The sequence below is a fragment of the Rhodococcus sp. 5G237 genome (assembly GCF_053764735.1).
Genome location: NZ_JBSNCD010000006.1, coordinates 475,593 through 495,550, shown reverse-complemented (window position 1 = coordinate 495,550; position 19,958 = coordinate 475,593). Strand labels below are relative to the sequence as shown.

17 protein-coding genes are annotated in these 19,958 nt (G+C 67.2%); 9 read left to right on the top strand and 8 right to left on the bottom strand.

Going from position 1 to position 19,958, the window contains the following annotated elements; translation table 11 throughout:
- Positions 1 to 13: 13 nt before the first annotated feature.
- Positions 14 to 805: an META domain-containing protein gene (locus ACWPOC_RS17215; RefSeq protein WP_455409009.1), complete on the bottom strand. Its 792-nt coding sequence runs from the start codon at positions 803 to 805 to the stop codon at positions 14 to 16.
- A gap of 4 nt (positions 806 to 809) precedes the next feature.
- Positions 810 to 1,493 carry a TetR/AcrR family transcriptional regulator gene (locus ACWPOC_RS17210; RefSeq protein ID WP_271036746.1) on the bottom strand — a complete coding sequence of 228 codons (684 nt, stop codon included), beginning with the start codon at positions 1,491 to 1,493 and terminating at the stop codon, positions 810 to 812.
- Positions 1,494 to 1,582: 89 nt separating this feature from the next.
- On the opposite strand from ACWPOC_RS17210, the gene ACWPOC_RS17205 reads away from it, so the two are divergent.
- The 4 genes from ACWPOC_RS17205 to ACWPOC_RS17190 all read left to right on the top strand — a co-directional run bounded on the left by ACWPOC_RS17205 (position 1,583) and on the right by ACWPOC_RS17190 (position 6,068).
- Positions 1,583 to 2,140 carry an NAD(P)H-dependent oxidoreductase gene (locus tag ACWPOC_RS17205; RefSeq protein WP_060651405.1) on the top strand — a complete coding sequence of 186 codons (558 nt, stop codon included), beginning with the start codon at positions 1,583 to 1,585 and terminating at the stop codon, positions 2,138 to 2,140.
- A 216-nt stretch (positions 2,141 to 2,356) separates the two neighbouring features.
- Positions 2,357 to 2,950 carry a 2Fe-2S iron-sulfur cluster-binding protein gene (locus ACWPOC_RS17200; protein WP_455409008.1) on the top strand — a complete coding sequence of 198 codons (594 nt, stop codon included), beginning with the start codon at positions 2,357 to 2,359 and terminating at the stop codon, positions 2,948 to 2,950.
- On the top strand, positions 2,947 to 3,948 hold the full coding sequence (locus ACWPOC_RS17195) for an FAD binding domain-containing protein (RefSeq protein ID WP_455409007.1): 1,002 nt from the start codon (positions 2,947 to 2,949) through the stop codon (positions 3,946 to 3,948). Before ACWPOC_RS17200 ends, ACWPOC_RS17195 begins: the two co-directional genes overlap by 4 nt.
- Complete coding sequence (locus tag ACWPOC_RS17190) at positions 3,945 to 6,068, top strand: xanthine dehydrogenase family protein molybdopterin-binding subunit (RefSeq protein ID WP_455409006.1); 2,124 nt, start codon at positions 3,945 to 3,947, stop codon at positions 6,066 to 6,068. Before ACWPOC_RS17195 ends, ACWPOC_RS17190 begins: the two co-directional genes overlap by 4 nt.
- On the opposite strand, the gene ACWPOC_RS17185 is transcribed toward ACWPOC_RS17190, so the two are convergent.
- From ACWPOC_RS17185 to ACWPOC_RS17165, 5 genes are read right to left on the bottom strand one after another with little or no spacing between them, the layout of a single operon-like run.
- Entirely contained in the window at positions 6,048 to 6,515 is a 468-nt protein-coding gene (locus ACWPOC_RS17185; RefSeq protein ID WP_455409005.1) for an ATP-binding protein, read from the bottom strand. The two genes, ACWPOC_RS17190 and ACWPOC_RS17185, sit on opposite strands and share 21 nt — an antisense overlap.
- Entirely contained in the window at positions 6,505 to 6,840 is a 336-nt protein-coding gene (locus tag ACWPOC_RS17180) for an STAS domain-containing protein (protein ID WP_455409004.1), read from the bottom strand. The genes ACWPOC_RS17185 and ACWPOC_RS17180 overlap by 11 nt, the downstream gene beginning before the upstream one ends.
- Complete coding sequence (locus ACWPOC_RS17175; protein WP_455409003.1) at positions 6,837 to 8,792, bottom strand: glycosyltransferase family 2 protein; 1,956 nt, start codon at positions 8,790 to 8,792, stop codon at positions 6,837 to 6,839. The genes ACWPOC_RS17180 and ACWPOC_RS17175 overlap by 4 nt, the downstream gene beginning before the upstream one ends.
- Complete coding sequence (locus tag ACWPOC_RS17170) at positions 8,789 to 10,024, bottom strand: PP2C family protein-serine/threonine phosphatase (protein WP_106199295.1); 1,236 nt, start codon at positions 10,022 to 10,024, stop codon at positions 8,789 to 8,791. The genes ACWPOC_RS17175 and ACWPOC_RS17170 overlap by 4 nt, the downstream gene beginning before the upstream one ends.
- A complete protein-coding gene (locus ACWPOC_RS17165; protein ID WP_455409035.1) occupies positions 10,021 to 10,980 on the bottom strand; it encodes a glycoside hydrolase family 26 protein in 960 nt (319 codons plus the stop codon). The genes ACWPOC_RS17170 and ACWPOC_RS17165 overlap by 4 nt, the downstream gene beginning before the upstream one ends.
- 393 nt (positions 10,981 to 11,373) lie before the next feature.
- Between ACWPOC_RS17165 and ACWPOC_RS17160 the strand changes: the two genes are divergently transcribed.
- The 5 genes from ACWPOC_RS17160 (at position 11,374) to ACWPOC_RS17140 (ending at position 19,461) form a co-directional block, all read left to right on the top strand.
- Complete coding sequence (locus ACWPOC_RS17160) at positions 11,374 to 11,604, top strand: redoxin NrdH (RefSeq protein WP_006550390.1); 231 nt, start codon at positions 11,374 to 11,376, stop codon at positions 11,602 to 11,604.
- A gap of 110 nt (positions 11,605 to 11,714) precedes the next feature.
- Positions 11,715 to 12,167 carry a class Ib ribonucleoside-diphosphate reductase assembly flavoprotein NrdI gene (gene nrdI, locus ACWPOC_RS17155; protein ID WP_106199297.1) on the top strand — a complete coding sequence of 151 codons (453 nt, stop codon included), beginning with the start codon at positions 11,715 to 11,717 and terminating at the stop codon, positions 12,165 to 12,167.
- Positions 12,168 to 12,250: 83 nt separating this feature from the next.
- The gene (nrdE, locus tag ACWPOC_RS17150) at positions 12,251 to 14,416 is read left to right on the top strand and encodes a class 1b ribonucleoside-diphosphate reductase subunit alpha (RefSeq protein ID WP_120279788.1); all 2,166 of its coding nucleotides are present in this window, start codon (positions 12,251 to 12,253) and stop codon (positions 14,414 to 14,416) included.
- Between the two features lie 652 nt (positions 14,417 to 15,068).
- The gene (gene nrdF / locus ACWPOC_RS17145; RefSeq protein ID WP_120279786.1) at positions 15,069 to 16,079 is read left to right on the top strand and encodes a class 1b ribonucleoside-diphosphate reductase subunit beta; all 1,011 of its coding nucleotides are present in this window, start codon (positions 15,069 to 15,071) and stop codon (positions 16,077 to 16,079) included.
- A gap of 145 nt (positions 16,080 to 16,224) precedes the next feature.
- Positions 16,225 to 19,461, top strand: a complete 3,237-nt coding sequence (locus ACWPOC_RS17140; protein WP_455409002.1) for an arabinosyltransferase domain-containing protein — start codon at positions 16,225 to 16,227, stop codon at positions 19,459 to 19,461.
- On the opposite strand, the gene ACWPOC_RS17135 is transcribed toward ACWPOC_RS17140, so the two are convergent.
- Complete coding sequence (locus ACWPOC_RS17135; RefSeq protein WP_159417938.1) at positions 19,455 to 19,928, bottom strand: NUDIX hydrolase; 474 nt, start codon at positions 19,926 to 19,928, stop codon at positions 19,455 to 19,457. The two genes, ACWPOC_RS17140 and ACWPOC_RS17135, sit on opposite strands and share 7 nt — an antisense overlap.
- Positions 19,929 to 19,958 lie beyond the last annotated feature (30 nt).

The following is a 19,958-nucleotide window of genomic DNA, read 5'->3' as shown; positions in this document are numbered from 1 at the left end:
TACCGAGGAGGGATCAGCGGGCCGTGAACTCCAGTCCGTCGGTGCCGTTCGCCGCGGTGAGGGTCATCGACGAGCCTTGGACGGTGTAGGTGGTCTCACCTGCGAGCACGTTCAGGACGTGCGTCTCGATGTCGGCGAGCTCGGGATCGGCGCACGCCGCGCGGGTCATGGTGAGCGGTTCGAACAGGATGACATCGTCGCCGACCTCGGCGCTGCCGCCGAACTCGTTGCACCCCGTGTTCCCGGTGAGGGTGCCGTCGTCGGCCAGGGTGAGTGTCGGCGCGGCGTTCTCCAGGGCGACCGACCTGACGACGGCGTCGGCGGTGCGCAGCGAGGTCACCACCCACTCGGTGCCGGTGATCGGCAGATCGGGGTCGACGACCTTCTCGTCCTCGAGCGAGACCGTGATGTCGTCGCCGGTGAGCGTGAAGGTGTTCCCGTCGAGCGACCAGCGCGGCTCGGCGTCGAACAGCGTTGTGAGCCAGGCGTCGGCTCCCTCGCGTTCCGGCAGGCAGGCCATCATCGTGCTCGCCAGGTCCGATGCCTTCACTCGGCCGTCGGCCAGGTCCACGCCGCCGACGAAGCGGTTGCAGCCGGCGGTCGCGGAGATGCGTCCGTCCTCCGGGAACTCGACGACCATCGGTCCGTCGCCCGGAATCTGCGTGCCGGTCACGCTCGTCGAGACGAAGGTGCGGCCGGTGAGGTCCTCGGCGGAGTTGCCGTCGGCCGAATCCGACTCGGTGGTGCACGCGGCAGCCATCGCCGCCAGGGAGACGACCGTGAGCACCCGGAATGTGCGAATCATGCCGTTACGGTACGGCGCTCGACCCGGTTTCGTGGATACCTCGGCCGGTCACGACACGGTGTGCCAGTTCGGCCCAGTTGTCGGCGAGTCGGCGGAGCGGATGTCCCAGCTCGCGCCACTGGTGGAGCACGAGGGTGGCCTCGAGCGACGCGACCAGCGAGGTCGCCAGCAATCGGGTGTCGCCGGCGACTCCGGCGGCACGCAACAACGCGTCGATGTGGGCGAGCGAGACCAGGTGGGCGGGAGCGGTGTAGCGGGAGTCGGTGGCGGATTCGGCCGCGCGGAGCAGTTCGCCCTGCACCTCGACGAGTTCGATGCGCGCACGACCGAAGGCGATGAGCCGGTCCAGGGGATCGGCGTCCGGGCCGAGCGGCGGCGGGCCGAACAGGAAACCCTGCTGGAACTCGCGCTCGCTGTGGTCGAGCAGTGCCCGGACGAGCCCGGCGCGGGAGCCGAACCTGCGGAAGACGGTGCCCTTGCCGACCCCGGCCCGCGCCGCGACGGCGTCCATCGTCACGGCGTCGACGCCGCGCTCGGCGACGAGCAGGGCGGCGGCGTCGAGCAGACGGGAACGATTGCGCGCTGCGTCGCCCCGTTCGGAGAGTCGCTCGTCCGCCAGAGGAAGGGCCCGGCTGTTCGCCGCAGGCAGCGCCCGACCGTCCGCGTGTGGGAGGGGGCGAGTGTTCACAAGGTCACACTCTAGCGGGGCGAGGAATAAAGCGGACCGCGGTCCGTTTAACATTGCGTAGTCAACCACTTCGACCCGAGGATGTTCCCATGACCCGAGTTCTCGCCCTCGTCGGCAGCCTGCGTGACGGCTCCGTCTCCCGCCAGCTCGCCGAGACCGCCGCTGCGGTCGCTGCCGAGAACGTCGAGGTGACCCTCTACGAGGGCCTCGCCGACGTTCCCTTCTACAACGAGGATCTCGACGGCGAGGCTGCCCCCGCTGCTGCCGTGGCCCTGCGTGACGCCGCTGCCGAGGTCGATGCCGTGCTGGTCGTCACCCCCGAGTACAACGGCACCGTCTCCGCGGTGCTCAAGAACGCCGTCGACTGGCTGTCGCGCCCCTACGGTGCCGGCGCACTGAGCGGCAAGCCCGTCGCCATCGTCAGCCAGTCGCCCAGCCAGAACGCTGCGAAGTGGGCGCTCGAGGACGCGGTCAAGGCCATCGGCATCGCCGGCGGAACGATCGTCGAGGGCGGCTCGCTGTCGATCGGCGAGACCTTCGGCAAGTTCGGTGGCGTGCACGCCAAGGAGCACGCCGAGACCGCGCAGCAGATCGCAGCGGTCGTCACCGCACTGGCCGACGCCACCAAGGTGCTCGCCAACGCCTGATCGAGACGTCCGTCGTCCCTGCCGGTACCGCCGGCACCGAGAGCGGCCGGCGGACCGACCGACACCCCGGTGCCGGAGACCCGCGAGGTCTCCGGCACCGCGCGTATCCGCAGGGTCCGGCCGAGCCGCGGACGCTCCGCTCGTCGCATCTCGACGGTTCGATGACGCCTGCAGCGGGAATGCCCCGAACACAGCCCACTGTTCGGAGGTTTGCCCATGACAAGCGGGGATACGAGGACCGATACCGGCCACCGACCCGATCTCGACATAGTTCTCCACGTCGACGGGGTGGAGCGTCGCGTCCCGATCGACGTCCGCACCACCGTGCTCGACGCACTGCGCGACCGCCTCGGGATCACGTCCCCGAAGAAGGGATGCGATCTCGGTCAGTGCGGAGCGTGCACCGTGCTGATCGACGGCCGGCGCATCCTCTCGTGCCTGGCCCTCGCCGCCTCGCACGACGGCGCCGAGATCGTCACCGCCGCCGGACTCGGCGACGGGGAGATGCATCCGCTCCAGGCGCAGTTCATCGAGGACGACGCCTTCCAGTGCGGCTACTGCACCCCCGGCCAGATCTGTTCGGCCGTCGGCATGCTCGACGAGTTCGCCGACGGGGCACCGAGTCACGTCACGGCCGATCTCGACCGGGCACCCGAACTCGACGACGACGAGATCCGGGAACGCATGAGCGGCAATCTGTGCCGCTGCGCCGCCTATCCCAACATCGTCTCGGCGATCCGCACCGTCGCCGCCGGCGACAGCCGAATCGGTGCAGGCGACAGCCGACTCGATACGGAGGAGACGCGATGAGTTCTCTCCGTTACGAGCGACCGGCAGATCCCGCCGCCGCCGTCGCCGTCGTGCACGAGACACCGGGTGCGGTCTTCCTCGCGGGCGGCACGAATCTGGTCGACCACCTCAAACTCGGCGTCGCGAACCCGGACGTCCTCGTCGACGTCTCGCACCTTCCGCTCGACACCGTGGAGGAGACCGCCGACGGGGGAATCCGGGTGGGCGCCAATGTCCGCAACAGCGACCTCGCGGCGCATCCCTTCGTGCGGCGCAACTATCCGGTGCTGTCGCGCGCACTGCTCGCCGGTGCCTCACCTCAGCTCCGGAACACCGCGACCACCGGCGGCAACCTGCTCCAGCGCACGCGGTGCTCGTACTTCCGGGACGTGAGCACCCCCTGCAACAAGCGCGAACCCGGCAGCGGCTGCTCCGCCATCGGCGGATACACCCGCTACCACGCGATCCTTGGCGCCTCGGAGCACTGCGTGGCCACCCATCCGTCCGATATGGCGGTCGCCCTGCTCGCGCTCGACGCCGAAGTCCTCGTTCTCGGCCCGGACGGTGAGCGCGCCATCGCGGTGGAGGACTTCTACCGACTCCCGGGCGACACACCCGAGCGCGACACCGTGCTCGAACGCGACGACCTCATCGTCGGCGTACAGATCCCCGCAGCGCAGAGTTCGCTGTCCACCTATCGCAAGGTGCGCGACCGGGCGTCCTACGCCTTCGCGCTGGTCTCCGTAGCGGCCGAGACGACCGTCGCGGACGGGACGATCACCGGGTGCCGCATCGCATTCGGTGGGGTCGCCCACCGGCCCTGGCGGGCACACCGCGCGGAGGAAGCACTCCTCGGGCAACAGCCCTCCGACGAGGTCTTCGCCGCGGCGGCCGAGGCCGAACTCGCCGACGCGAGCCCCCTCGACGGCAACGCCTACAAGATCCCGCTGCTGCGGCGCACCGTGGTGGCGACCCTGCGCGAACTCGACGAACGACGGGAACGAGGTGGATCCGCATGAGCCCCGAGCCGATCCGAGCAGGTGGACGCTCCACCGCGCGAATCGACGGACCGGCGAAGGTCGCCGGGACGGCGCCGTACGCCTACGAGCACCCGGTCGACGACCCCGCCTACCTCGTACCGCTCACCTCCACCATCGCCCGTGGACGCGTCGACCGCATCGACACCGCCGCCGCAGAAGCGGTGCCCGGGGTGCTGAAGGTCCTCACTCCCTGGAACGCCCCACGTCTCACCGAAGAGGCCGAGGGCGAGTACTCCGTCCTGCAGACACCCGACGTGCTGTACCGGGGCCAGATCATCGGCGCGGTCGTCGCGGAGAGCTTCGAGATCGCCCGGGAGGCATGCTCGCTCCTGAAGGTCGAATACAGCGAGGAACCGCACGACGCGCTCTTCCGCGCCGACCATCCCGACGCGTACACGCCCGAGACCGTCAACGGCGGCTACGAACCCGACACCGACCGAGGGGACGTCGACGCGGCGTTCGCCCGCGCCGAGACGGTCGTCGATCAGTGGTACTCCACCCCCGAGGAACACAACAACCCGCTCGAACCGCACACCGTCGTCGCGATCTGGCGGAACGACGTCGTGCCGTCGAACAGTGAGACCGACGCACACACCCTGACGCTGTGCACCTCGACGCAGCATCCGCACGGTGTCGTCGAGACCCTCGCGCCGGTCTTCGGTCTCGACGCGGCCCGGATGCGGGTGGTCTGTCCGTACATCGGTGGGGGATTCGGTTCCAAGGGCGGTCCTCACGCGCACGACGTCCTCGGCGGACTCGCGGCGCGGGCCCTGCCGGGGAAGGCGGTCAAGTTCGCGGTCTCCCGGCCCGACATGTTCGGTTACGTCGGTTACCGCGCTCCGACCGCTTCGCACATCCGGCTCGCGGCCGACCGCGACGGCAGGCTCACCGGTCTCGTGCACGAGGCGTTCGCCCAGTCGTCCCGGGTCACCGAATTCGTCGAACAGGCGGGGGTGCCGCTGCGCAATCTCTACGACGTCGCCAACGCCCGTACGTCGCATCGCGCGATCACCCTCGACGTGCCGGCGCCGTTCTGGATGCGTGCCCCAGGCGAAGCGCCGGGCATGTTCGCCGGCGAGGTCGCGATGGACGAACTCGCCGCCGAACTCGGGATCGACCCGATCGAACTGCGCATCCGCAACGAACCCGAGTCCGATCCGGAGACGGGAAAGCCGTGGTCGTCGCGCCGGCTCGTCGAATGCCTCCGCGAAGGAGCACAGCGATTCGGATGGGATCCGTCCGACCGCGAACCCGGCACCCGGCGGCAGGGCAACACCCTGATCGGTACCGGCATGGCGGTCGCGACCTATCCCCACATGGTCAATCCCGGTTCGGAAGCCCAGATCCGGCACCTCGGGGAGGGGCGCTACTCCGTCCGCATCGGAGCCACCGACCTCGGTACGGGTGCGTGGACGACCCTGACCCTCATCGCAGCCGACGCACTCGGATGCCGACCGGAGGACGTGGACCTCGAGATCGGCGACAGCGCACTGCCCAACGGCACGGTGGCCGGCGGATCGTCGGGCACCTCGTCCTGGGGTACCGCGATCGTCACGGCCGCAGAGCAATTCGGCAAACGCTTCGGCGACGACCCACCGGTGGGTGCCGAACTGTCCGCGTCGGCAGCCGAGAACCGCGAACTCGAGCACTACACCGCGCAGTCCTTCGGTGTGCACTTCGCAGAGGTGTACGTCGACGCCGACACCGGCGAGATCCGGGTGCCCCGGATGTTCGGTCTGTTCTCCGTGGGACGGGTGATCAACCCACGTACGGCGCGTTCGCAGTTCATCGGCGGGATGTCGTTCGGGATCTCGATGGCCCTGTTCGAGGAGAGCATCCGCGACGCGCGTTTCGGGCACGTCGTCAACCACGACCTGTCCGAATACCACGTGCCGACACACGCCGACATCCGTGGGATCGAAGCCGATTGGCTCGACGACGAGGACCTCCACGCGACACCCATGGGGTCGCGGGGGATCGGTGAGATCGGGATCGTCGGCAGCGCCGCGGCGGTCGTCAACGCCCTGTGGCACGCGACCGGAGTGCGGGTCCGGAACCTGCCGGCCCGCCTCGACGACCTACTGCCCGGCCTGCCCTGACGCGTCGGACCGGTAACAGACCAACAGCCAGCGATTGGTGCCGGCCTGCCGCCGGTACCGAAGTTCGTCGAGCGCGGCGAGGGCGATGGCAAGTCCTCGACCGCGCTCGGCGAGGACATCCGGAAGTTCGACCGAACGCAGATCCACCCGGGCCGGGGCGCCGTCGTCGACGAACACGGCCTCCAGGCGCTCCGGATGGAGTTCCAGGGTCAGCGTCACCGAGACCGCGTCTCCCCGGCCGGCATGCTCGATGATGTTCGCGCCGATCTCGGCGACCGCGATCTCGAACTGCATGCGGTCGGACTCGTCGAGCTCCTCGGCGGCGAACATCTCGGCGACCAGGTTCATGATCCTGTCGAGGGTGCCTTCACTCGTCGTGGCCGACAGCTCCCACCGCATCGAGGGGCCCTGGGCCGGTTGCGCTTCGGGTGGCCGGTCAGTCGCCATCGAACGCCGTGTCCGCGGAATCGTGTGTCGTCAGCACCCGGTCGAGCCGGGTGAGCGCGAGGACGCTCTGTACCTGGGCGGTCGGTGCGGCGATCCGCAGGTCGCCGCCCGCCTGACGGGCGGCCTTCAACCCGGAGACGAGTGCGCCGAGACCGGAGGAGTCGATGAAGTCGGTCCGGCTGAGATCCACCACGAGCCGGCTGGATCCGTTCTCGACGAGACCACGTAGCTGCTCGCGAAGGCGTGGCGCCGCAACCATGTTCAGACGACCGGTGGGTTGCACGACGGTGCTCGTTCCGACCGTGCGGGTTTCATAATGGCTCATCGAACTCCTTCGTTCTCGGGTCCACGGTAGCGAGCCGCGCCGATCACCACCGACAGAATCAACAGGTCGAACACGACCCAGACGAGGTTCGCGGTCACGCCGAGAACCGAGATGTCGCCGAGGAACAACCGCACCGCGCCGACGACCGCCGCCACGACCAGCAGTGCCATGACGAGCAGTTGCTGACGGAACAGATACCAGGGGACACCCTCGCCACCCTGGCGCGTCTTCGGGGTGACCGCGAAATCCAGCGGCTTGTCGAAGTACACGTTGAGGAAGGCCGTCCAGCACGCCCTGATCCACACCGGGAACAGCGCGAGGCTGTACTGCTGGCCCCGCCAGGTCGGTGTGCCGCGGCCCACGATGAAGAACAGCAGCTGACTGAGGATCAGGAACGGGACGAGTCGCGCGAAGAAGTCGAGGCTGAACGCTTCGACCGGCAGGATCCCGAAGACGAGATAGATCACCGGCGCGGCGAAATAGGCGAGGGCTGCGAAGCCGGAGAGATAACTCCACATCGTCGACCAGTACATCAGGCGCTGCGCGACGGTCATGCCCTTCTGGACGAGCGGGTTCTCCCGGAGCATCACCTGGATCGTGCCCTGCGCCCAGCGAAGTCGTTGGGTGACCATCGTCTTCGGATCCTCCGGGGCCAGCCCGTAGGCCAGGATCTCGTGGTGGTAGACGGACTTCCAGCCGGCGCCGTGCAGGCGCATCGAGGTGGCCATGTCCTCGGTCACGGAGATGGTCGCCAACGCGAGCATCGGTTCGGCCTCCTCCGCGCGGTCGACGTCGACCGCGCGGATCATCGCGCGGATCGATTCGAGCGCACCGAGCGGCGACCATTCGCGATCGGCCAGGCGTTCGAGCACGGTGTCGTCGATGGTGAGCGCGTCGGTACCGTGTGCGTCGAGCGCGGCGATCTCCTCGAGATCGGCGCGGATACCACCGAAGTCGGCGTCGACGATGCTGCGTGCAGCGGCGTCGACCGTCTGCTGGAAGCGGAAGGTGACGTCGGCGAGTGCCACACCGGTCCGGAGTTCGCTGCGTGCCGTGCGCACGGCACGGCGCACCGAGTCGAGTGCCGCGGCCACATCGGGCTGATCGGCGGGCACCTTCCGGCGCGCGCGATCGACCACCTTTCCGGCGGTGCGCAGGGTGCGTTCCACACCGTCCTCGACGGCCTGGACGTAGCCGGCGATGCCGAGCTGCATGAGTGCTTCACGTCGCAAGATCGCGTTGGACCCGCAGAAGAAGGCCGCGTTCCAGCCGTCCTTGCCCTGCTGGATCGGGCCGTAGAACAACGGGGCCTGACTGCCGAGGGGATCGGAGTCGGGGACATTGGTGAAGTACTGCGGGGTCTGGACCAGCGCCATGCTCTCGTCGGTGAAGTATCCGAGTGTGCGGTCGAGGATCTCGGGTTCGGGCACCTGGTCGGCGTCGAGGATCAACAGGAACTCGCCGTCGGAGTGCAGCAGGGCGTTGATGAGATTGCCGGCCTTGGCATGACGGGGCTTGTTCGTCCAGCTCGCCGCCCGCGTCATATAGTCGACACCGAGTTCGACTGCGGCCGCGGCGAGTTCGGGCCGGGCTCCGTCGTCGAGGATCCACGTCCGGTGCGGATAGCGGATCCGCTTTGCTGCTGCGGCAGTGCGCAGCACCAGGTCGACGGGTTCGTTGTAGGTGGTGATGAAGACGTCGACCGTCATCCCTTCGGGTGCCGCCGGCGGCTCGGGGCGTCTCCGCAACCGCCACATCGTCAAGGCGAAGAGCAAGGAGTCGATCAGGCTGTATGTCTCGGCAAGCACCAGTGGCACCGCGATCCACCAGGCGTCCCAATTCACCGAGAACAACCAGCGCCAGACGATGTAGTTCAGACCGACGACGACCGTGAGGACGATGAGGACACGCAGGAACGGGGATGGGTAGCCCTCTTTCGTGACGGCGTTCACAACACCTCGTTCCGTCGTATCGCGACGACCGTGACGTCGTCGAGCGGTGGTTCGCTCTCCGTCAAGGCTTGCGCAGCGTCCACCAGTGCCTCCGGGGTGGTATGAGCCGCAACGAATCGGCACAGTGCCGCAGGGTCGCTCTGCTCGTCGAGCAGGTCGAGGAGACCGTCCGAGCAGACCACGAGAGTGTCGCCCGGATTCAGCTGCGCGGTTGCCGATATCCACGTGGTCTCGGGGAGTATCCCGAGCGGAGGGCCGCCGCCGTGGAGCGGTTCGACCTCGCCGTCGGCACGCCGGATCGCGGCCAGACCGTGGCCGGCATCGGCGAACTCGATGTGCCCCGTCGAGAAGTCGATCGCGGCGACGAAGGCGGTGACGAACGTCCCGGTGTGCTCGAAGTCCTCCGCGAGGTGTTCCGCGGCGACCGACAGCGCCAGTCCGGTCTCGAGGACACCTTCCGGCCGCCCGAACCGGTCGAAGACTCTTCCGACCCCGCGCAGCGAGGAACGTACGGCCGACGACAGTATCGCAGCACCGAGTCCTTTGCCCATGACGTCGGCGACGGTGATCACGACCCCGTCGCGGAGTCGGTAGTGGTCGAAGAAGTCGCCGCCCACCATGTAGGCGGGCAGGCACACCGTGGCGATCCCGTAACCGGGAAGATCCGGGAGCGGCCGGGGCAGGAGTTGCCGCTGGATCTCGGCGGCCCGCTCGAGTTCGTCGGAACGATCGAGTTCGCGTTGAGCCCACTCGGCCAGCTCCGCGAATGTGTCGAGCTGATCCGGATCGAGGCTCCTCTCCTCGGTGTCATAGATGCAGAAGGTGCCCACGGGGTGACCGGTGGGGCCGAACAGGGGATAACCGGCGTAGAACCGGATCCCACCCTCACCACCGATACCGGGGATGTCCATGAAGGCGGGATCGGTTGCGGCATCGGGAAGGACGAGTGCGGGGTCGTCCGGCCGCTCGTACGCCCGCGCGATGGTGGTGCGGCACACCGTCCTCTCGCGAGGAACTTCGGAGAGTTGCAGTCCGAGGATCGACTTGAACCACTGCCGGTCGTGGTCCATCAGCGACACCGACGCCATGGGGACGCCGAACACGCGGCACGCCATGCGGGTGATCTTGTCGAAGCGCTCTTCGTGAGGGGTGTCGAGCAGCTCGAGCCGCTCGACGTCGCGCATGCGCTCGCCCTCGAGATGGTCGGGGAGCAGCGGCGCCTCGGATGTCATCGTGCGGTGTGTCTCCTGTGCAGAGCGTCGTCCAGGGCCGCCGCACACTCGGCCGTGCTGGTCAGGCGCCAGTCGGTTTCCTTGTTGTGATGGAACCACACGAACGTCGTCACCGCGGGGTGACTGTCCAAGTAAGCCACCAGATCCCGGATCCAGTCCGGCTTCGACCCACCGGCCTCCGCGCTCGCGACCTCGGTGACTGCGACGGGACGACCCGGGGCGAGCCGACCGAGCTCGTCGAAGGTCGGTCCGAACAGATCCTCGGGGGACTGCCAGCGACTCCACGGCCGGGTGGTGCCCCAGTTGTAGCCGTCGACCCCGATGACATCGACGTAACCGTCGCCCGGATACAGGGGGGCGATGGGGCTGCTGCCCTCGTGCGGGGCGTTGACCGTCCAGATCCAGCGCACGTTGACGGCTCCCTTGGAGGCGAACAGGTCGTGCACATGCCGCCACGCCGCGACGTAGGTCTCCGCTGAGGTACCGCCGGCGGGACCCCAGGGGTACCAGTCGCCGTTCGGCTCGTGCGCGAAGCGCAGGAACACGGTCCCGCCCCAGGCGGCGAGCTCGTCCGCCCATCGGTAGAGATGGTCGTCGTGGATCCCCGCGGCGATGTCGGTCATCGAGATCGACGTCCGGTCGTACGTCCCGTCGTCGCGCTGCAACCAGGGCTCCCACGTGACGATCGGGTCGGCGCCCGAGGCGCGCACGATGTCGAGGGCCCCGAGGGGTGGCGGGGAGAGGAAGTCGACGAACCACAGCACCGCGCCGGGGGCGGTGCCGACCGCCTCGGTGACCGCGCGGTACTCGTCGACGGCCACCGGGCCACCGGGGGTGCTGATGCCGAAGCGGGGACACGCGGTGCTCGTCTCGTCGAGCGGGGCGGAGATCGGTTCGCAATCACGGCGCGAGTCGCAGGCGGCGCACAGGGACAGTGCCAGCAGTGCGGCAAGCATCGCGCGAACCGGGTGCACGAGGAGTCATTCTTCCCGCCCGGAGCTCCCCGCGCAGGCCCTCCGGAGGGTGTTCTCGCGGTGACCTCGCGAAGTTGTCGGTGGTGCCCGCCACACTGTGCTCGAGGTCTCTCTCGGACGCGCTGCGGCGACACGCCGAGACACGCCCGAAACGCCGTGGAGGGAGGGTCGCGACCTGGGAATATCACCTTTGTAAGTCACAACATCCTGGGTTCTGTGTATCCGACGGACACAAGGTGTAGTGTCTAGACCGCTGGAGGGCCACAAGTGCCGACGATCTCTCGGGGAAGCGGGATCGGACGGATGAGTGGGCTTCCGGGTAACGCACAGCAGTCAGTCGTCAGGCCGCCCACGGCCGTCGGAAAAGGGGCATTCATGAACATCACCGTCTACACCAAGCCTGCCTGCGTCCAGTGCACCGCCACCTACCGCGCCCTCGACAAGGCCGGCATCGAGTACGACGTCGTCGACATCAGTGAGAACCCCGAGGCCCGCGACTACGTCATGGCGCTGGGATACCTCCAGGCGCCCGTCGTCGTCGCCGGCGACGACCACTGGTCGGGCTTCCGCCCCGACCGCATCAAGGCGCTCACCGTCGCTGCCTGAGCCCGGGCCGCGTTCGCGGCGGCCCGATCGTCGTCGTCTCCGGGCGGACGTGTTCTTCCGTGTCCGTCTCGGGCCGGTCTTCGCAATCGAATGAAGAGTGGTGACTACCGATGGCTTCGCTGGGGTCGATCCCGGGAACATCGCTGGTGTACTTCTCGAGTACATCCGAGAACACCCACCGATTCGTGCAGAAACTCGGGATTCCGGCCAGCCGTATCCCGCTGCACGATCGTGAGGGGAATTTCGAAGTCCACGATCCGTACGTGCTGATCGTGCCGACCTACGGTGGCGGGACGACCGCCACGGGCCGTGATACCCGCTACGTTCCCAAACAGGTCATCCGATTCCTCAACAACGAGCACAATCGGGGCCTGATCCGCGGTGTCATCGCGGCGGGTAACACCAACTTCGGCGACTCGTACTGTTTCGCGGGAGACATCGTCTCGCGCAAGTGCAAGGTGCCGTATCTGTACCGGTTCGAGTTGATGGGCACGACCGACGACGTCGAGCGTGTCCGCGACGGTCTCGCCCGATTCTGGGAGTCCGTTCTCCAGAACGCCTGAGCCACATCCGTATCCGTATTCGACGCGCGTCGCGGACGTGACTGCGCGGCCGTTTCCTAACTCCGACAAGTGGGGACAGCACTGTGACCATTACCGATCCCGCTCCCGCCACGAGCGCACACCTCGACGATTCGATCAAGGATCTCGACTACCACGCGCTCAACGCGATGTTGAATCTGTACGGCCCCAACGGCGAGATCCAGTTCGACAAGGATGTGGCCGCCGCCCGCCAGTACTTCCTGCAGCACGTCAACCAGAACACGGTCTTCTTCCACAACCTCGACGAGAAGCTCGACTACCTCGTCGAGGAGAACTACTACGAGCCCGAGGTGCTCGAGAAGTACTCGCGTGCGTTCGTCAAATCGCTGTTCGACCATGCGTATTCGAAGAAGTTCCGGTTCCCGACCTTCCTCGGTGCGTTCAAGTACTACACCTCGTACACGCTCAAGACGTTCGACGGCAAGCGTTACCTCGAGCGCTTCGAGGACCGCGTGTGCATGGTCGCACTGACGCTGGCCGACGGCGACGAGATCCTCGCCCGTCACCTCGTCGACGAGATCATCTCCGGTCGTTTCCAGCCGGCCACCCCGACCTTCCTCAACTCGGGCAAGAAGCAGCGCGGCGAGCCCGTCTCGTGCTTTCTGCTCCGCATCGAGGACAACATGGAGTCGATCGGCCGCTCCATCAACTCCGCACTGCAGCTGTCCAAGCGCGGTGGCGGTGTCGCCCTGCTGCTCAGCAACATTCGTGAGCACGGCGCCCCGATCAAGAAGATCGAGAACCAGTCCTCCGGCGTCATCCCGATCATGAAGCTGCTCGAGGACTCCTTCTCCTACGCCAACCAGCTCGGTGCCCGTCAGGGTGCCGGTGCGGTCTACCTGCACGCGCACCACCCCGACATCTACCGTTTCCTCGACACCAAGCGCGAGAACGCCGACGAGAAGATCCGCATCAAGACCCTCTCGCTGGGCGTCGTCATCCCCGACATCACGTTCGAGCTGGCGAAGAAGAACGAGGACATGTACCTGTTCTCGCCGTACGACGTCGAGCGCGTCTACGGCAAGCCCTTCGCCGACATCGATGTCACCGAGAAGTACTACGAGATGGTCGACGACAAACGCATCCGCAAGTCGAAGATCAAGGCGCGCGAGTTCTTCCAGACCGTCGCCGAGTTGCAGTTCGAGTCGGGCTACCCCTATGTCATGTTCGAGGACACGGTGAACCGGGCCAACCCGATCGCCGGAAAGATCACGCACTCGAACCTGTGCTCGGAGATCCTGCAGGTCTCGACCCCCTCTGAGTTCAACGACGACCTGTCCTACAGCCATGTGGGCAAGGACATCTCGTGCAACCTCGGCTCGCTGAACATCGCGAAGACGATGGACTCGCCCGACTTCGCGCAGACCATCGAGGTCGCCATCCGCGGCCTGACGGCCGTCTCCGACCAGACGACGATCTCGTCGGTGCCGTCGATCGAGCGGGGCAACAACGAATCCCACGCCATCGGCCTCGGCCAGATGAACCTGCACGGCTTCCTCGCCCGCGAGCACATCTTCTACGGGTCCGAAGAAGGCGTCGACTTCACGAACATCTACTTCTACACCGTGCTGTTCCACGCCCTGCGTGCGTCGAACAAGATCGCGATCGAGCGCGGCTCGTACTTCAAGGGCTTCCCGGAGTCGAAGTACGCCTCGGGTGAGTTCTTCGACAAGTACACCGATCAGGTGTGGGAGCCGGCCACCGAGCGGGTCCGTCAGCTGTTCACCGAGTCGAACATCGCGATCCCCACGCAGCAGGACTGGCGCGAGCTGAAGGAGTCCGTGCAGAAGCACGGCATCTACAACCAGAACCTGCAGGCGGTTCCGCCCACCGGTTCGATCTCGTACATCAACCACTCGACGAGCTCGATCCACCCGGTCGCGTCGAAGATCGAGATCCGCAAGGAGGGCAAGATCGGGCGTGTCTACTACCCGGCGCCCTACATGACGAACGAGAATCTCGAGTACTTCCAGGATGCCTACGAGATCGGCTACGAGAAGATCATCGACACCTACGCTGCCGCGACGCAGCACGTCGACCAGGGGCTGTCGCTGACGCTGTTCTTCAAGGACACCGTCACCACCCGCGACGTGAACAAGGCCCAGATCTACGCGTGGCGCAAGGGAATCAAGACCCTGTACTACATCCGCCTGCGGCAGATGGCGCTCGAGGGCACCGAGGTGGAGAACTGCGTCTCCTGCATGCTGTGAGGCGAAGGATTTCGCCGCCAGATCGGCGGTGAGAAAGAAGTGAGGGGTTCGACTGCTCCAACAGTCGAACCCCTCATAGCCTCGGCGCGCGAGACTGCATATCCAGAAGTTGAGCGTACACGAGTTGAACCTGGGAAGCGTCCCGGGGCTCAGTCGAGGCGTAACCACCTCAGGAGGTGGTCGGTATGACTCGACGAGTCAACCGAAGCGCAATAAGTGGTCGATTTGTCAGTAAGGCTTCCGCCGCCAGATGGCCTTCGAGAACCATCAACGAAGCGGTCGGAAGTGGCACGTCGAACCAGCGTTCGGTTACGAGGTCGGCTGTGACCGGCCGGTTCGTGACCAAGCGTAAGGGTGGCGACGACCCACACGGGACGGTCACCCAGCGCGTCTGATGTAACCCGTAGGTGGAGGATGGGGTGCTCCCATCCTCCACCTACTCCTGTCTCAACCCCGAAAACCGTTGGCGAACTCGAATGGCATTACTGGCAACGACTTTCGCTGCAAGATTCGCGGAATACTTGCCTGTGGGGCTACTATCCGTAGTACTACTACGTCGAGCCGGATGCTGCATGAATCCCGGCTTTCGTTCGGATGGCGCGGTCGATTGGCTACGCCACAGTGAGCAAGTTGAGCCAACAGGGAAAGGTAAATGACTACTTCCGCACCCCGTGCGCATTCGCCAGCCGACGGCACACGCGTAAAGCTCATCGATCGCGTCTCCGCGATCAACTGGAACCGCGTCCCCGACGACAAGGACGCCGAGGTCTGGGATCGTCTCACCGGCAATTTCTGGCTCCCGGAGAAGGTGCCCGTCTCCAACGACATCCAGTCGTGGGGCACGCTCACCGAGTACGAGCAGGAACTGACGATGCGGGTCTTCACGGGCCTGACGCTGCTCGACACCATCCAGGGCACGGTCGGTGCGGTCTCACTCATTCCCGATGCGGTCACCCCGCACGAGGAAGCGGTGCTGACGAACATCGCGTTCATGGAGTCGGTGCACGCGAAGAGCTACTCGCAGATCTTCTCGACGCTGTGCTCGAGCCGGCAGATCGACGACGCCTTCCGGTGGTCGGAGGAGAACGAGCACCTGCAGCGCAAGGCGCAGATCATCCTCGACTACTACAAGGGCGACGACCCGCTCAAGCGCAAGGCCGCCTCGACACTGCTCGAGTCGTTCCTGTTCTACTCGGGCTTCTACCTGCCGATGTACTGGTCGTCGCGGGCCAAGCTCACCAACACCGCCGACATGATCCGCCTGATCATCCGTGACGAGGCCGTCCACGGCTACTACATCGGCTACAAGTACCAGCGCGGCCTCGAGACGATCACGCAGGCCGAGCGCGACGAACTCAAGGACTGGGTCTTCGAACTGCTCTTCGAGCTGTACGACAACGAGACCCACTACACGGCCGACCTCTACGACCGGGTGGGGCTCACCGAGGACGTCAAGAAGTTCCTGCGCTACAACGCGAACAAGGCGCTGATGAACCTCGGTTACGAGGCGCTGTTCCCGAAGGACGAGACGGACGTCAACCCGGCCATCCTGTCGGCGCTGTCGCCGAACGCCGACGAGAACCACGACTTCTTCTCGGGCTCCGGCAGCTCCTACGTGATCGGCAAGGCCGTCGTCACGGAAGACGACGACTGGGACTTCTGAGCCCGGCGGGCTGTACGCATCGATCCCGCACACCGGTGCAGCAGCGCCCGTGTGCGGGATCGCGTGCTTTTCGCGGCCCGGCCCGTCCCCGATAGCATCGCTCCTCGTGACCGAGACAAGAGAAGCGTCGGGCTCGCCTCGGCCGGTGACAACCGAACGCGCGCCGTCGGGCGGGCGGGCGGTCGAGCAGCGGACCCGTCTGTGGGCGGTGCTCGTCGCCGTCGTGGGGATTGCCGCATCCATCGCGATGCCGTTCCTGCCCGTGACGCAGACCACTGCGACCATCGACTGGCCGCAGAGCGAGAGCAATGCCGGCATCTCGGCGCCGCTGGTGTCCTACGCACCGGTCGACCTCGACGCCACGATCGAGTGCCGGTCCGTGCGCGACGCGCTGCCGGACGGCGGCACCGTCTTCTCCACACTTCCCGCAGGAGCCCCCGACCGCGAGCGCTACGGGCTGATCGCCCGTGTCCGGGCGGCCGGTGACGACGGGCCGGCGATGTTCGAGGTCATCTCCCGCAACACGTTGCTCGCCTCGGCACCGGTGGACGACCTGTCCGGGGACTGCTCGGTCACCCTGTCCTCGAACTCCGAACGCACCGTCGCGGCGATCACCGGCTCGGCCGCGGCGTCGGGGGAGCGGACCTTCGACCGCGACCTGCGACCCCAGCTGGTCGGCATCTTCACCGACCTGCCCGGTCCCGCACTCGACGGCGTCTCGGTCACCGCGACCGTCGACACCCGCTTCACGACGTCGCCGACGGTGCTGAAGATCGTCGCGATGATCGTCGCGGTGGTGGCCACGGCACTCGCGCTGTGGACACTGGCCCGGTTCGACCGCGCCGACGGTCGTCGCCACCGCCGCCTGTTGCCGGCGTCGTGGTGGTCGTTCACCCGCATCGATGCGCTGGTCGTCGGAACGTTGCTCGTCTGGCACGTCATCGGGGCGAACACCGCCGACGACGGTTACCAGCTCGGGATGGCCCGTGCCGCGGGCGAGGCCGGGTACATGGCGAACTACTTCCGGTGGTTCGGTGTGCCCGAAGCACCCTTCGGCACCCCCTTCTACGACGTTCTGGCCCTGATGACCCAGGTCTCGACGGCGAGCATCTGGATGCGGTTACCGGCACTGACCGCCGGAATCCTGTGCTGGTGGGTGCTCAGCCGCGAGGTCGCTCCACGGCTCGGCGTCGCGCTACGCCGCAACGGGCTTCCGCTGTGGACCGGGGCGCTGGTCTTCCTGGCGTTCTGGCTGCCGCTCAACAACGGACTGCGCCCCGAACCGATCGTCGCGACGGGCGTGGTGCTCACCTGGTGCTCGGTCGAACGCGCGATCGCCACCCGGCGTCTGCTGCCCGCGGCGGCCGCGATCCTCGTCGCCGCGCTCACCGTGACCGCGGGACCGTCGGGCATCATCTGTTTCGCCGCGCTGATCGCCGGTGCCCGCCCGATCGCCCGCATCCTCCATCGGCGTGCGCAGACCCTGGGATGGCTGCCGGTTCTCGTGCCGATGATCGCGGCCGGACTGGTGATCCTGGTGCCGGTCTTCGCCGACCAGACCCTCGCGGCGGTGCTGGAGATGCAGCACGTGCACGGCGTCGGCCCGAACGTGCCGTGGTTCCAGGAGTATCTGCGCTACCAGTACCTGCTGCAGATCACCGTGGACGGCTCGCTGGCCCGCAGGTTCGCGGTCTTCACCCTGGTGCTGTGCCTGGCGGTGGCGATCGTGGCGATGCTGCGCCGCGGTGGGCACATCCCCGGCACCGCGCAGGGGCCGTCCCGCCGCATCGTCGGCATCACCCTCGGGGCGCTGGTGCTGATGATGTTCGCGCCCACCAAGTGGACCCACCACTTCGGTATCTACGCCGGTCTGGCCGCCGCGGTGGCGATGCTCGCCGCCGTGGCCACCGGGCCCGCGGTGCTGCGTTCGCGACGCAACCGCGCCCTGTTCGCCGCGGCGGTGTCGTTCGTGGTGACTATGTCGTTCATCGGCCCCAACGGCTGGTGGTACGTCTCGAGCTACGGGGTTCCGTGGTGGGACAAGCCGCCGTCGGTCGCCGGATTCGGTTTCTCCACCGTCTTCTTCGCCGTGACCGTCGTCGCGTTGCTGCTCGCCGCGTGGTGGCACATCCACCCCGTCGCGTCCACCCGCACCGACACCCCGTCGCGGTTGTGGGCGGCGCCGCCGTTGACCGTCGCCGCCGCAGCGATGGTGCTGTTCGAGGTGCTGTCACTGGCCAAGGGCGCGATCTCGCAGTACCCGGGTTATTCGGTGGCACGGTCCAACGTCGACACGCTCACCGGCAACTCGTGCGCACTCGCGAACGACGTGTTGCTCGAAACGAACCCGAATGCCTCGTTGCTCACCCCCATCGGCGCCGACGCGGCCTCCGCTCTCGATGCCGGGGGAGGGGACGGGTTCACGCCGGGCGGTGTCGCGCTCGATCTGACCCCGGACGACGACTCGGCCTCGGCCGGCACCGCCAACACCGTCGACACGAACGACGACCAGACCTCGACCGGCGGTACCGGTGGCACCGGCGGCGGTACCGGCAGAGTCGGAATCAACGGCAGCACCGTCGCATTGCCGTTCGGCCTCGATCCGGCGACCACACCGGTGCTGGGCAGCCACGGATCGTCGCTCGGCGACGTCACGAGCGCCTGGTTCCGGCTGCCCGAGCCCGACGCGACCGGATCGCGCGGGGATCTCGTCACCATCGCCGCGGCCGGCCGGATCTTCTCCGTCGACGCCGACGGTACCGAAACCTACGGTCAGCGACTCGAACTCGAATACGGGACCACCGCGGCCGACGGCAGCGTGACCGCGCTGGGACGGGCGTTGCCGATCGACATCGGTCCGTCGCCCTCGTGGAGGAATCTGCGTGTCCCGATGGACACACTGCCGGGCGAGGCCGACGCGGTGCGGATCGTCGCCTCCGACAACGACCTCGCGCCCGAACAGTGGCTGGCGTTCACCCCGCCGCGTGTGCCGCAGACGCAGACCCTGCAGCAGGTCGTCGGGAGCGACACACCGGTCCTGCTGGACTGGGCTGTCGGTCTCAACTTCCCGTGCCAGCGGCAGATGGTGCACCGCAACGGCATTGCCGAGATCCCCGAGTACCGGATCCTGCCGGACCGGATCGGTGCCATCTCCACGGATCTGTGGCAGGACCACAACGGTGGCGGTCCTCTCGGCTGGACCGACCAGTTGTTGCGGGCCCGCACGATCCCGTCGTATCTCGATCACGACTGGGACCGCGACTGGGGAGCGATCGAGCAGTACACACCGATCGATCCGTCGACGGAGACCGCGGAGCTCGACACCGCCACGGTCACGCGCAGCGGTCTGTGGAGCCCCGCTCCGATCAACACCGCCTACTGACGGAACCACGCCTCCGCACGACCGGCGAGGGCCTTCCCGAGCCGCAGACGCGACGTCTCGGTGAGGGGCTCGGGAAGGTCGTCCGGCGCGAACCACGCCACCTCGAGGTTCTCGTCGTCGGCGACGCGTGCGTCCCCGCCGGTCGCGCGGAGCAGGAAACACACGTCGAGGTACTGCGCGACGTCGCCGTTGGGATAGGTGATCGGTGCCGTGACGTCGACGCTCGTCAGCCGCACGATCTCGGCGGCGACACCCGTTTCCTCGAGCACCTCCCGAACCGCGGCGACGGCGGGCTCCTCACCGGGTTCGAGGATGCCGGATACCACGGCCCACATGCCGTTGTCGGCGCGGCGGGTGAGCAGGACGCGGTCGTCGTCGTCCGTGACGATCGCGCTCACCCCCGGCAGCCACAGGGGAGCGGTTCCTACGTGTGAGCGGAGCTGGACGACGAAATCGGGTATCGGCACGCCCTCGTTTCTATACCGGCAGGCGTGCTG